Origin of the sequence: Janthinobacterium agaricidamnosum, assembly GCF_003667705.1 — a bacterium.
GTDB lineage: Bacteria > Pseudomonadota > Gammaproteobacteria > Burkholderiales > Burkholderiaceae_D > Janthinobacterium.
On the sequence record NZ_CP033019.1, the window covers coordinates 5477704 to 5491123 of the forward strand.

The 13420-nt window shown below is 64.9% G+C and carries 12 protein-coding genes and 1 pseudogene; 6 read left to right on the forward strand and 7 right to left on the reverse strand.

Features of this window, described 5'->3' with window-relative positions:
• Positions 1-21: 21 nt before the first annotated feature.
• Positions 22-1143 (forward strand): tRNA 2-thiouridine(34) synthase MnmA, encoded by a 1122-nt coding sequence (gene mnmA, locus D9M09_RS24835; protein ID WP_121670621.1) that lies wholly within the window; start codon positions 22-24, stop codon positions 1141-1143.
• Here mnmA and D9M09_RS24840 read toward each other — a convergent pair.
• From D9M09_RS24840 to D9M09_RS24850, 3 genes are all read right to left on the reverse strand, one after another.
• Positions 1140-1547, reverse strand: a complete 408-nt coding sequence (locus D9M09_RS24840) for a response regulator (RefSeq protein WP_121671233.1) — start codon at positions 1545-1547, stop codon at positions 1140-1142. The genes mnmA and D9M09_RS24840 overlap by 4 nt on opposite strands.
• 146 nt (positions 1548-1693) lie before the next feature.
• Complete coding sequence (locus tag D9M09_RS24845) at positions 1694-2467, reverse strand: 5'-3' exonuclease (RefSeq protein ID WP_070290831.1); 774 nt, start codon at positions 2465-2467, stop codon at positions 1694-1696.
• Between the two features lie 71 nt (positions 2468-2538).
• Positions 2539-3210, reverse strand: coding sequence for a glutathione S-transferase (locus D9M09_RS24850; protein ID WP_121670622.1), 672 nt, complete (start codon positions 3208-3210; stop codon positions 2539-2541).
• Between the two features lie 166 nt (positions 3211-3376).
• On the opposite strand from D9M09_RS24850, the gene D9M09_RS24855 reads away from it, so the two are divergent.
• The 4 genes from D9M09_RS24855 to nagZ all read left to right on the forward strand — a co-directional run bounded on the left by D9M09_RS24855 (position 3377) and on the right by nagZ (position 8882).
• On the forward strand, positions 3377-4429 hold the full coding sequence (locus tag D9M09_RS24855; RefSeq protein ID WP_070220604.1) for a YjgN family protein: 1053 nt from the start codon (positions 3377-3379) through the stop codon (positions 4427-4429).
• 1 nt (position 4430) lies between these two features.
• Positions 4431-5444, forward strand: a complete 1014-nt coding sequence (locus tag D9M09_RS24860) for a M48 family metallopeptidase (RefSeq protein ID WP_121670623.1) — start codon at positions 4431-4433, stop codon at positions 5442-5444.
• Between the two features lie 104 nt (positions 5445-5548).
• Entirely contained in the window at positions 5549-7159 is a 1611-nt protein-coding gene (locus D9M09_RS24865) for an FMN-binding glutamate synthase family protein (RefSeq protein ID WP_121670624.1), read from the forward strand.
• Positions 7160-7340: 181 nt separating this feature from the next.
• Positions 7341-8882 (forward strand): beta-N-acetylhexosaminidase, encoded by a 1542-nt coding sequence (nagZ, locus tag D9M09_RS24870; protein ID WP_121670625.1) that lies wholly within the window; start codon positions 7341-7343, stop codon positions 8880-8882.
• 46 nt (positions 8883-8928) lie between these two features.
• Here the strand turns inward: nagZ and D9M09_RS24875 are convergent, their stop codons facing one another.
• Positions 8929-9909: an oxidoreductase gene (locus D9M09_RS24875; protein ID WP_121671234.1), complete on the reverse strand. Its 981-nt coding sequence runs from the start codon at positions 9907-9909 to the stop codon at positions 8929-8931.
• A gap of 138 nt (positions 9910-10047) precedes the next feature.
• Between D9M09_RS24875 and D9M09_RS24880 the strand changes: the two genes are divergently transcribed.
• Positions 10048-10968, forward strand: coding sequence for an AraC family transcriptional regulator (locus tag D9M09_RS24880; protein ID WP_121670626.1), 921 nt, complete (start codon positions 10048-10050; stop codon positions 10966-10968).
• Positions 10969-11003: 35 nt separating this feature from the next.
• Here the strand turns inward: D9M09_RS24880 and D9M09_RS29255 are convergent, their stop codons facing one another.
• The 3 genes and pseudogenes from D9M09_RS29255 to feoB form a co-directional block, all read right to left on the reverse strand.
• Positions 11004-11165: a hypothetical protein gene (locus D9M09_RS29255; RefSeq protein WP_162995789.1), complete on the reverse strand. Its 162-nt coding sequence runs from the start codon at positions 11163-11165 to the stop codon at positions 11004-11006.
• 64 nt (positions 11166-11229) lie between these two features.
• Positions 11230-11511, reverse strand: coding sequence for a hypothetical protein (locus D9M09_RS24885; protein WP_121670627.1), 282 nt, complete (start codon positions 11509-11511; stop codon positions 11230-11232).
• A gap of 8 nt (positions 11512-11519) precedes the next feature.
• A pseudogene (feoB, locus tag D9M09_RS24890) lies at positions 11520-13420 on the reverse strand (ferrous iron transporter B).

Here is a 13420-nt window from a genome sequence, read left to right on the forward strand (position 1 = left end):
TAAAGTACACTGGAAAGCAAGATGAGCAAGAAGAAAGTCGTGATCGGCATGTCGGGCGGGGTCGATTCCTCGGTCGCGGCATGGATGCTGAAGGAACAAGGCTATGAAGTCATCGGCCTGTTCATGAAAAACTGGGAAGATGACGACGATTCGGAATACTGCTCCACGCGCCAGGACTGGATCGACGCGGCCAGCGTGGCCGACGTCATCGGCGTCGATATCGAAGCCGTCAATTTCGCTTCCGAATACAAGGACCGCGTGTTCGCCGATTTTCTGCGCGAATACCAGGCCGGCCGCACGCCGAACCCGGACGTGCTGTGCAACGCCGAAATCAAGTTCAAGGCCTTCCTTGACCACGCCATGACCCTGGGCGCCGACCTGATCGCCACCGGCCACTATGCGCGCGTGCGCCAGGCGCCGACCGATGCGGGCCGTTATGAACTGCTCAAGGCCGTCGACGCCAGCAAGGACCAAAGCTACTTCCTGCACCGTCTGAACCAGGCGCAACTGTCCAAGACCTTGTTTCCGCTCGGTGAAATCCCGAAGACGCAGGTGCGCCAGATCGCCGAGCAACTGGCGCTGCCGAACGCGCAGAAGAAGGATTCCACGGGCATCTGCTTTATTGGCGAACGCCCGTTCCGCGAATTCTTGAACCGCTACCTGTCGTACAAGCCGGGCCCGATGAAAACGGCCGACGGCAAGACGGTGGGCGAACACGTGGGACTGAGTTTCTATACCCTGGGCCAGCGCAAGGGCATCGGCATCGGCGGCGTGAAGTCGTACCAGAACGCGGACGGCAGCAGCGACGCCTGGTATGTGGCGCGCAAGGATATCGTCAACAACACCCTGTGGGTGGTGCAGGGCCACGACCACCCGTGGCTGCTGTCGCCATCGTTGACGGCCGATCAGGCCAGCTGGGTCGCCGGCACGGCGCCGCAGGCAGGCGCCCTGTCCGCCAAGACGCGCTACCGCCAGGCCGACGTGGCCTGCCAGCTGCTGCCGGAGGGGAATGAACACTTCGGCCTGGCCTTCGACCAGGCGCAATGGGCCGTCACGCCGGGCCAGTCGGCCGTGCTGTACGACGGCGACGTGTGCCTCGGCGGCGGCATCATCGCCAGCGCCACAGGCCTGAGCGGCGTCTAAGTATTGCCTTGCGCGGCGGCGGCCAAGGCCTGCTGCTTGCGCACCATCGCAATGACGGTATTGCGCACGGTTTTCAGGACCGTGTCGGCCATGAACGGTTTCACGATGAAGCCCGACACGCCCATCGCGTGGGCCGCCTGCAGCGAGGCGGCGTCGATGCCGCCCGAGACCATGAAAATGAGCGTCTTCGGATACTGGGCGCGGATGGTTTGCACAATATTCGTCCCATCTTCCACCTGCTCGCGCGCGATGCAGACGAAATGCGGATGGTGCTTGACCAGCAGGGCCAAGCCCAGCGCGCTCGTATGCGTCTGCCCGCAGACATCGTAGCCGCCATCGGTCAGGACCGTGTTCAGCAGGCCGCGCGCCACGGCGCTGCTATCGATCAGGACTGTCTTTAACATCATGATTACTTCCCTTGCTTGATTTTCTATTGCGAGTTCCACTCAGAGAGCGCCCATCAAAATGCTCAGGGCTAGGCGCGTTGCCGAAGGCAGTACGAATGTACGACGAGGCAAGGCAACAACGCCATGAGCTTTTTTTGGGCGCTCTACTTTTCCCACGCCAGCTTGTTCCAGGTGACGCCCAACGTCACGTCGGTCTTGAGTTCGACCAACTTTCTTGAAAGATACAGTATTTCCCGCTCTTTTCGCAGGCTTTCACCGAGCGTGCCGGGCAAAATGCCCGCGCCGGCCATCACGGCGTCGATATTGCCGTAAGCGCGCAACAGTTTCGCGCCCGTCTTCAGGCCGATCTTCGACACGCCGGGAATGCTGTCGGTGACGTCGCCCATCAGCGCCAGCAGGTCGGGCAGCAGTTCGGGCGGCACGCCGAACTTTTTCTCGACCCAGGCGTGGTCGTGCCAGACGCCCTTGAAATGGTCCCACACGAGCGCGCCGTGGGCGATCAGACCGTGCAAATCCTTGTCGGTGGTGGCGATGACGGCCGCGCCGCGCCCCTCGTGCAGCCAGCGCATGACGGCCGTGCCGATCACGTCGTCGGCCTCGACCTCGGGGATGCTGACCACGTGCATGCCGAAGCTGGCCAGGGTGGCGTAAAAGCCGGGCAAGGCGTCGCGCAGCACTTGCGGCATGGGCTGGCGCCCTTCACGATAGCCGGCATACAGGGCGTGGCGCCAGGTCGGGCCGCCAAAGTCGAAGGCCGGCAGGATGTGCGTCGGCTCATGGTCGTTGATGAGGGTGCGAAACGACGACAGCGCATGGCGCAGCGCGATCTCCGCCTTCAGGTCGGAATCGGGTTCAGGACTGGCTTCGTAGACGCGGCGTACGATATTCAAGCCGTCGATAGCGAGGAGTCTGGCCATGCGGTAAATGGATACTGGTTGAATCGATCATTTTACCGTATGGCGCCCCGCGCATAGCCCGTCAACGCCGCTTACTTGGCGAAATCGTAGGGCCCGCCCCGTTCCAGGGCGCGCTGGTAGGCCGGGCGCGCATGGATGCGCTGCAGGAACGCCGTCAGCTTCGGCAGGCGCTCGTCGAGCCCGCCGCGCATGGCGGCCGCTTCCAGCGGAAAGCTCATCTGGATGTCGGCCGCCGTGAATTCATTGCCGGCAAACCATTTGCTTTTCTCGAGTTCCGCTTCCATGTAGGCCAGCTGGCTGTTGATATTGGGCAGGATGAAGCTGCTCTTGACCTTGCCGGCGATGCCGCGCGCGATCGGTTTGACGAAAAACGGCATCGGCGACGATTCGACCTTGTCGAACACCAGCTTCATCAGCAGCGGCGGCATGGCCGAGCCTTCCGCGAAATGCAGCCAATAGGTCCAGCGCAGCTTCTCGGGCGTGCCCGCCGCCGGTATCAATCGGCCATTGCCGTAGCGCTCGACCAGGTACTCGATGATGGCGCCCGATTCGGCGATGGTGTTGGCGCCGTCCGTGATCACGGGCGACTTGCCCAGCGGATGCACGGCCTTCAGCGAAGCGGGCGCCAGCATGGTTTTCGGGTCGCGCTGGTAGCGCTTGACCTCGTAGTCGAGGCCCAGTTCCTCAAGCAGCCAGAGCACGCGCTGCGAGCGCGAATTGTTCAAATGGTGGACGACGATCATGGCGATTTCCGTTGGCAATGGTTGAGTCCCAGTATAGCCGGGACGGGAAAATCGCGGCGGCAGGGGCCGCGCACCAAAAATAATTGCGAAAAACACTATTTTCAATTGATAACTTTTCAATCTTCCCTTATCTTGTTTTGTTTCCAATAAGTAAGGAAACTCCCCCGTGGATTTCGATACCAACAACACCACGCCCAAGCGTGAAGCCATTACCTTCAGCGCCACCGGCAGCGAATACTTCCGTATCTGGATCGTCAACCTGCTGCTGAGCATTGTCACCCTGGGCATTTATTCCGCCTGGGCCAAGGTGCGCCGCAACCGCTATTTCTATTCCAGCACCCACCTCGCTGGCAGCAGCTTCGAATACCACGGCAATGCCGTCGCTATCCTGAAGGGCCGCATCGCGGCAGTGGTATTGATCGGCGGCTACAACATCGCCTTCCAGATCTCGCCCATCGTCGGCCTGATCATGCTCGTGCTGATGATGGCCGTGCTGCCATGGCTGGTCTGGAAAAGCCTGCAGTTCAAGCTCTACAACACCAGCTACCGCGGCATCCGCTTCGGCTTCGACGGCAGCGCCAGCGAAGCCTACAAATACTTCCTGTGGCTGCCCATCCTGAACACCTTCACGGCTGGCCTGATGACGCCGTTCCTGCACCAGCGCCTGAAGCGCTTCCAGCACACACAGAGCCGCTTCGGCAGCACCAATTTCAGCTTTGACGCCTCGGTTGGCAGCTTCTACAAGACCTATCTGCTGTTCTTCGCCCTGCTGCTGGCCGGTTTCCTGGTCCTGATCTTTGTCGTCTTCGCCAGCGTCTTCGCCACCTTTGCCACCGATGCCAACGATGTCACCAAGGCCGGCAGCATCTTCGGCGCCGTGGCGGCCCTGTATGCGTGGGCCTTTATCGTGCTGCCGCTGTTCCTGACCATGATCCAGAACCTGATCTGGAACCATACGCGCCTGCAGCAGCACCAGTTCCAGTCGCAGCTGACCTGGGGCCGCACCACGTTCGTCATGCTGACCAACCTGCTCGGTATCGTCGTCACCCTGGGCCTGTTTTCGCCATTCGCCCAGGTGCGCTGGCTGAAGTACCGCCTGGAAGCGACGTCGATGCTGGTGCACGGCAGCCTGGACGCCTTCGTCGCCGCCACCGGCGAGCAAGTCTCTGCCACGGGCGAAGGCATGGTCGATCTGCTGGACTTCGACCTGTCGCTGTAGCATGACGCTCGATCACCACGCGCCGGGCGCGGTCCCCGTGCCCGCGCGCTATTTCGACGGCCAGACCTCGCGCCTGTACCACGTCACGCTCAGCGTGCGCGATGGCATGGCCGTGCTGGCCGGCGACATCGAGCGCAGCTGCCCGCTGGGCGAGCTGCACGTGTCCGAACGCAGCAGCCACGCCGTGCGCAAGGTCAGCTTTCCCGACGGCGCCTACCTGGAGATCGCCGACCAGGCGGCCTTCAACGACGTGCTGCATGAGACGGGCCACCGCGACGGCTGGGTCGTGCGGCTGCAGCAAAGCTGGCGCGGCGCCCTGCTGGCCACGGTCGCCACCGTACTGGCCCTGTGGCTCAGCTATCAGTACCTGCTGCCTGTGGTGGCGAAGGGCGTCGCGTATGCGATTCCCCAGTCCGTCGAGCGCCAGCTGGGCCAGGGCGTGCTCGATTTCCTCGACGGCCACGTGTTTGAGGCAAGCAAGCTCGATGGCGCGCGCCAGCAAGCCTTGCGCGCCCGTTTCGCGCGCCTGGCCACGCCCGGCGACAGCGCGCCCGCGCACCGCATCGTTTTCCGCAAAAGCAAGATCGGTCCGAACGCGTTCGCCCTGCCGTCCGGCGACATCGTGCTGACCGATGAAATGGTGGAACTGATGCCGGACGACGACGCCATCATGGGCGTGCTGGCGCATGAACTGGGCCATTTGCAGCAGCGCCACCTGACGCGCCGCCTGATCCAGACCTCGGCCGTGGGCGCCGGCGCGGCGCTGCTGTTCGGCGACGTCTCGACCGTGGTGGCGACCTTGCCGCCGCTGCTGCTGGACTTGAAGTATTCGCGCGATGTCGAGCGCGAGGCGGACGACTACGCGATTGCCATGCTGCGCCAGAACGGTATTCCCCTGGAACACCTGGCGCAGGTGTTTGTCGCCCTGGGCAAGCTGGACCATGGCACGCCCTACCTGTCGAGCCATCCGGCCAGCGCCGAACGCATCGAGCGCATCCGCGCCGCACAACGCTAAGTACCGTGCGCGGCGTCCTATGGGCGCCGCGTTCTTTCCCACCAGCACGTTCCGTGAATCGAAGGTAGACTCAGCAATATCAGTCTGACTTTCCCGGAGTGCCCATGCACCTAGTACCATTTCGCTACCTGACCTTCATTGCGACGGCAGCCATCTTTGTCCTGTCCCTGTTTTACTATGACCATTACTGGCTGCCCGTGCTGGCCGGTGCGCTGACCCTGGTCGGCATCAGCGACCTGCTGCAAACGAAGCGCGCCCTGCGCCGCAACTACCCCATCCTCGCCCATTTCCGCTTCTTTTTTGAGAGCATCCGCCCCGAAATCCGCCAGTATTTCCTGGAAAGCGACAGCGAGGCGACGCCGTTTTCGCGCAGCCAGCGCAGCATCGTCTACCAGCGCGCCAAGGAGCAGACGGACAAGCGCCCGTTCGGCACCCAGCTCGACGTGTATGAAGCAGGCTACGAATGGATCAACCACTCCATCGCTCCCGCCAAGGTCACGGGCCACGATTTCCGCATCGAGATCGGCAACCATCCGGACTGCCCGCGCGCCAAGCCGTATTCGGCCAGCGTCTTCAATATTTCGGCGATGAGCTTTGGCGCCCTGTCGGCCAACGCCATCCTGGCCCTGAACGGCGGCGCGCGCAGCGGCGGCTTCATGCACGACACGGGCGAAGGCAGCATCAGCCCCTACCACCGCGAAAACGGCGGCGACCTGGTGTGGGAAATCGGTTCCGGCTACTTCGGCTGCCGCAACCAGGACGGCACGTTTTCGGAAGAGCGCTTCATCGCCAACGCCAGCTCGGAGCAGGTCAAGATGATCGAGCTGAAAATGTCGCAAGGCGCCAAACCGGGCCACGGCGGCGTGCTGCCCGGTCCGAAAGTGACGATCGAGATCGCCACCACGCGCGGCGTGATGGTGGGCGAGGATTGCGTCTCGCCGGCCGCGCACAGCGCCTTTTCCACGCCACGGGAAATGCTGCATTTTATCAACCGCCTGCGCACGCTCTCGGGCGGCAAGCCGACGGGCTTCAAGCTGGCCATCGGCCATCCGTGGGAATTCTTCGCCATCGTGAAAGCCATGCTGGAAACGGGCATCACGCCCGACTTCATCGTCGTCGACGGCAGCGAAGGGGGAACGGGCGCGGCGCCCCTGGAATTCACGGACCACGTGGGCACGCCACTGCAGGAAGCGCTGGTACTCGTGCATAACACTCTCGTGGGCGCCAACCTGCGCGCGAAGATCAAGATCGGCTGCTCGGGCAAGATCATCACGGCCTTCGACATTGCCCGCTTGCTGGCGCTGGGCGCCGACTGGTGCAATTCGGCGCGCGGCTTCATGTTCGCGCTGGGCTGCATCCAGTCGCAAAGCTGCCACACGGACCGCTGCCCCACGGGCGTGGCCACGCAAGACCCGCAGCGCCAGCGCGCGCTGGTGGTGCCCGACAAGATCGCCCGCGTGGCGCACTTCCATCAGAACACCATGAAGGCGCTGGCCGAACTGATCGCCGCCGCCGGCCTGGCGCATCCGCAGGAACTGCGTCCGCACCACCTGGTGCGGCGCATCTCGCCGAACCAGGTGAAACTGGCGTCCGCCCTGCTGCCCTTCCTGGAAGCGGGCCAGTTGCTCGACCCGAGCCAGCTGCCGCAGCTGCCGCCCGTGTTCGGTCTGTACTGGCCCAAGGCGCAATCGGCCTCGTTCCAGCGCCTCGATTGATACGGTGTTTGCGCAAGTGGAGCAATACCACTTAATAACCACTTGCGCAAAAACCCAAATCCAATACAATACCAAAACAAGTACAAAACCAAGGCAGCTTTTCCGGTGACCGCCACGATGCGCCACCACGGTGCCAGAATACGTATGCCGTCGTCACAATCAATACCGGAGGAGTTGCAGCATGGAGCAGGGTTTGCGCGAGAAAATAGGACAGTTGTTCATGGTGGGATTCGACGCCCTGCAGGCGGACGAGCATATCAAGACCTTGATACGCGAAAAGAAGGTAGGCGGCGTGATCCTGTTCCGCCGCAACGTGCACACGCCCGCGCAAGTGTCGGCCCTGTGCCGCGAACTGCAGGAGATCAACGCGGAAGTGTCCGACATCCCGCTCTTGATCTCCATCGATCAGGAAGGCGGCATGGTGATGCGCATCGAGCAGGGCGTCACGCCGATTCCCGCGGCGATGGCCTTCCAGGCGGCCGGCTCCATCGAAGACTGCGAACGCATGAACCAGATCAGCGGCGATGAGATGCGCCAGGTGGGCATCAATATGCTGCTCGCGCCCGTGCTGGACGTGAACAACAACCGCAACAACCCCGTCATCGGCGTGCGCGCGTATGGCGAGGATGCCGCCACCGTCATCGACTACGGCATGGCCGCCATGCGCGGCCAGCGCGCCAGCGGCGTGGCCGTCACCGCCAAGCACTTCCCCGGCCACGGCGACACGGCCATCGACACGCATTACGCCATGGCGCTGGTCCCGCACGACAAGGAACGCCTGCGCGCCGTGGAACTGGCGCCGTTCCGCGCGGCGATTGCCGGCGGCGTGGACGCCATCATGACGGCGCACGTGGTCTTCCCCGCCTTCGAGGCCGACACCAGCGTGCCGGCGACGCTCTCAAAAGGCGTGCTGACGGACCTGCTGCGCGGTGAAATGCAATACAAGGGCGTGGTCATCACCGATTGCCTGGAAATGGCGGCCATCGCCGACGGCATCGGCATCGCCCGGGGCGCCATCGCCACCTTGCAGGCGGGCGCCGACATCGTCCTCATCTCGCACCGCGAAGCGCAGCAGACGGCGGCCATCGAGGCCGTCATCGCCGCCGTGGAGCGCGGCGACATTGCGATCTCCCGCATCGACGCGGCTTGCGCGCGCGTGGCGGAACTCAAGCGCAACCGCGCCGTGCGCGACTGGCGCGAACGTCCTGTCGCCCCGCCGGCGCTGATGCAGCCGGCCGCCATGGCCCTGTCGCAGCTGCTGCAAAAGGCGGCGCTGCGCGTGCAGGGCGGCTACCGCCCGCTCGACGCCAGCCTGCCCGTGACCCTGCTGACGGTGGAAGTGCGCTCGCGCAGCGAGATCGACGAAGTGGCGCTGGGCCGCAACAAGGAAGCGCGCAGCTCGATGCTGCCGGCCCTGCTCGAAGCGGGTCTGGACGTGAGCGAATATGCCTTGTCGGCCGAAGCGCTGGACGACGAGGTCAACGAAGCCATCGCCTTTGCGCAAGGCGCGCGGCAGATCGTGCTGCAAACGTATAACGCCATGTTCGTCGACGGCCAGCGCCGCCTGGTCGAAGCCCTGCCGCACGATAAACTGTGGCTGGTGGCGGGCCGTTTGCCCTACGACCTGGACCTGGCGCCCCACGCGCAAGGCCGCCTGGCCGCCTTCGGCTGCCGTCCTGCCGCGCTGGTGCCCGTCGTCGACAAGCTGGCCGGCAAGGCGTAAAGCCACGCCGTCCTCCTGCACATGCCGGGAATTGCCCGGCATTTTTTTATGCCGCGTCGCACTCGAAGCGCACGCCCGTCATCTGCTCGCTGAGCGCCCATAGCCGGCGTGCCTGCGCGGGGTCGGCCGCCCAGCGCCGCACGCCCGGCCCCGTGCTGTCGTCCGCCGCCAGGGTAGCGATATCGCAATCCTCGCAATACACGCCGCCCAGACCCTCGAGCTGCGCGCTGGTGGCGCACCAGACGGCGGTGGCGGCGCCCTGCGCCACACTCTTGAAACCCGATTGCGGCGGCGGATTCACCTGGCCCTCGTCATCGAGCGCCCCGACCCGGCGCAAGTCGTCGCGGTCCAGATGGCGCACCAGCGGCGTCAGGATGGCGCCCGGATGCAGCGAGAAGGCGCGCACGCCGTGCGCCGCAGAACGCCGATCCAGCTCCACGGCAAACAAGGCATTGGCGCTTTTCGACTGCGCATACGCGCGCCATTTATCGTACGGCTGGCGCAGGAAATGCGGGTCATCCAGGTCAGTGGCGGCCTGCCGGTGTCCCAGCGACGACACGCACACCACGCGCGCGCCCCGCGCCTGCCGCAGGGCGGGCCACAGGCGTGCCGTCAGCTGGAAATGCCCCAGGTGATTCGTCGCGAACTGCGCCTCGTAGCCACGCGCATCGCGCAGCAAGGGCGTGGCCATGATGCCGGCGCCGTTGACCAGCACGTGCAAGGCGCGGCCGGTGGCAAGAAAGGCGGCGGCAAAGGCGTCGATCGATTGCGGATCGAGCAGGTCGAGCGCGGCGATTTCCACGCCGGCCATACCGTCCAGGGCCGCTTGCGCCTGATGCGGGTCGCGCGCCGGCACCAGTACCCTGGCACCGGCACCGGCCAGCACGCGTACCGTTTCCAGCCCCAGGCCCGACGCGCCGCCCGTGACGATGGCCTGCATGCCGGACAGGTCGCGCCCGGCCAGCGCCTCGGTGGCGGTCGTGGCGGCATCAAAACCGCAGCGCAGGGGAGTTTGTTTGTTGTCGATACTGTCCATTGGATCGGCCTTTGCAAGTGGCGCCAGTCCGAATGGCTGGCGAGATGGATATGTTGCGCGCAAAGAACCGGACTGTGAATGGCGTAAAATCTTCAACACTATCGCCATCGTCCAGAATTGAACCCCGCCATGGATTTGCTCTCCGATGTACTCTCGCTGTTTGATACGCGCAGTTCCTATTTTGCCGGCCTGAAGGCGGGCGGCGAGTGGGCCATCGACTTTCCGCCACCGGACGGCATCAAGTTCAACGCCGTGATCGAAGGCGGTTGCTGGCTGACGGTCGCGGGCATCGACGCTCCCGTGCAGCTGCAGACGGGCGACTGCTTCCTGCTGGCGTCGGGGCGCGCGTTCACCCTGGCCAGCACACCCGGCTTGCCGGCCGCGCCAGCGCTGGACGTATATCGGCACACGCAGCAGGGTGTGGCCCGCCACGGCGCGCCGCGGCACGATTTTTTTCTCATCGGCGGACGCTTCAGCTTTGGCGACGAAGCGGCCATCCTGCTCGACTGCCTGCCGCCGCTGCTGCACGTGCGCGGCGATACGGACCAGGCCAGCGTGCTGCACTGGGCCTTGCAACGCCTGGCGCAGGAACTACAGGCGACGGCGCCCGGCGCGGCGCTGATGACGCGCCACCTGGGCCACATGATGCTGCTGCAGATGCTGCGCCAGTATCTGGCAGCGCAGGCCTCGCACCCGGCAGGCTGGCTGTTCGCGCTGGCCGATCCCCGGCTGCGCGCGGCCATCGAGGCCATGCATGCGCAACCGGCCCACCGCTGGACCTTGGCGCAGCTGGCCGCCGTCGCGGGCCAGTCGCGCTCCGCCTTTGCCGTGCATTTCAAGAACAGGGCGGGCGTGACGCCGCTCGACTACCTGCTGCGCTGGCGCATGCGCCTGGCCACGCGGCGCCTGAAGGACAGCGGTGCGCCCATCGCCGCGATCGCGCAGGCGCTGGGCTACGATTCCGACAGCGCCTTCAGCCACGCCTTCAAACGCGTCATGGCCTGCTCGCCGCGCCAGTACCGGCTGCGCCACGCGGGCGCGCAGGCGTAAAAAAACCCGCGGTGGCGGGTTTGAACAATACAGGCTCAGCGCGCCGCGACGGGTGGCAGGGCCGCCACCGCCAGCAAGGCAAAGGGTGCGAGGACCAGGCCGATGCCGAACCAGAGTCCCCCGTGGCGGCCGCGCCGGCTGGCCAGCAGCCAGGTAGCGATCGCAAACAAAAACATGAAGATCAACAGTATCGCCATTGCCACTCCTTGCCATGCGGAAAGCCCAGTGTAGCCCACGGGCACGCCCGTGACCAGACGTACATCAATCCTGGCGCTGCACCTGCATCAGGATCACGCGCTTTCTGCTGCCGTCGGCCGGCGGCGTGGCGGACGGTGGCGGCGGACTGTCGCAGGAGCCGCAGGAACCGCAGCCGCTGCCGCAGCCCGGCGCCACCTTGAAGAAGGTCGACATCTTCGCCTCATCGAGGCCGCAGCGCACCAGGCCGCGCACGATGGCGCGGCGCACGCCCGCCGGCAGGTACTTGGTCGAAAAATGCAGCAGCGCGGCTGCGACGATCAGGGCGACGATGAGGGTTTGCCACATGGTTTCTCCTAAGCGCCCAGCAACAGGGCGACGCGGTACGTGATGAACGAGGCGGCATACGCGAGGGCGAACATATAGCCGGCCATCAGCAGCGGATAGCGCCAGCCGCCCGTTTCGCGTTTCACCACGGAGAGGGTCGACAGGCACTGCGGCGCGAACACATACCAGGCCAGCAATGACAATGCAGTGGCCATCGACCACGAATGGGCGATCAGCGGTTCCAGGGTGGACGCCAGCGCGTCGCCCGTTTGCGACAGCGCATACACGGTGCCCAGGGCACCGACGGCCACTTCGCGCGCCGCCATGCCCGGCACCAGCGCGATGCAGATCTGCCAGTTGAAGCCGATGGGCGCGAAGATCACTTCCAGACCGCGGCCCAGGATACCGGCCAGGCTGTAATAGATGGGCGGATGGATCGCGTTGTCCGGCGCGCCGGGGAAGGTGCTGAGGAACCACAGGATGATCATCAGGCTCAGGATGATGGTACCGACGCGCGTGAGGAAGATCTTCGCGCGCTCCCACAGGCTGACGGCCAGGTTGCGCAGATGCGGCCAGTGGTAGGCCGGCAATTCCAGCAGCAGCGGCTGGTTACCGCGCACGCCCATGCTGCGCTTCATGACCCAGGCCACGGCCATGGCCGAGATGATGCCGGCGAAGTACAGCACGAACAGCACCAGGCCTTGCAGGCTCAGATAGCCCCACACCTGGCGCTGGGGAATGAAGGCGGCGATGATCAGCGCATACACGGGCAGGCGCGCCGAGCACGTCATCAGCGGCGCGATCATGATGGTAACGAGGCGGTCGCGCGGATTCTGGATGGTGCGCGCCGCCATCACGCCGGGGATGGCGCAGGCAAAGCTCGACAGCAGCGGGATGAAGGCGCGGCCCGACAGGCCCACGCCGCCCATCAGGCGGTCCAGCAGGAAGGCCGCGCGCGGCAGGTAGCCGCAGTCTTCCAGGCTCAGGATAAAGAAGAACAGGATCAGGATTTGCGGCAGGAACACCAGCACGCTGCCGACGCCGCCGATGATGCCTTCGACCAGCAGGCTTTTCAGGTGGCCGTCGGGCATGTTCGCCGTCAGCAGGGCGCCCAGGTGGCCCACGCCGTCCGTGATCATTTCCATCGGCGTGGCGGCCCAGGCAAACACGGCCTGGAAGATCAGGAACATCAGCACGGCCAGGATGATGGGGCCGAAGACGGGATGCAGCACCACGTCGTCGATCTTTTCCGTCAGGTTGCCGCTGTCGCGCGTGTCGTTGCTGACGGCGGCCAGGATGCGGCGCACTTCGCGCTGCGTTTCTTCGACGGTCACGGCGTCGATGGCCGCCAGCGGTTTCGCTTCCACCGCAGGCAGCGGCAGCATGGCGTCGATGGCATCCAACAAGGCTTTTTCGCCATCGTGCTGCACCGCGACGGTTTCCACCACGGGCATGCCCAGTTCCTGCGACAGCCTGGCCGTGTCGATGAGTATGCCGCGCTTGCGCGCCACGTCCGTCATGTTCAGCGCCAGCAGCATGGGCAGGCCCAGGCGCTTGACTTCCAGCACCAGGCGCAGATTCAGGCGCAAATTGGTGGCATCGACCACGCAGATGATGGCGTCCGGTCGTGGATCGCCGCGGCGCAGCCCCCCACCACGTCGCGCGTGATGGCTTCATCGGGCGTGGTGGCCGACAGGCTGTAGGCGCCCGGCAAATCGAGCACGCGCACGGGCTTGCCGCTTGGCGACGTGAAATGGCCTTCCTTGCGCTCGATGGTCACGCCGGCGTAGTTCGCCACTTTCTGGCGCGCGCCCGTCAAACGGTTGAACAGGGCCGTCTTGCCGCAGTTCGGATTGCCCAGCAAGGCGATTTGTGGCTGGTGCGGCGGCTTGTGCGCGCCCGCTTCCACGATAGTTTCTACGGCACCCAT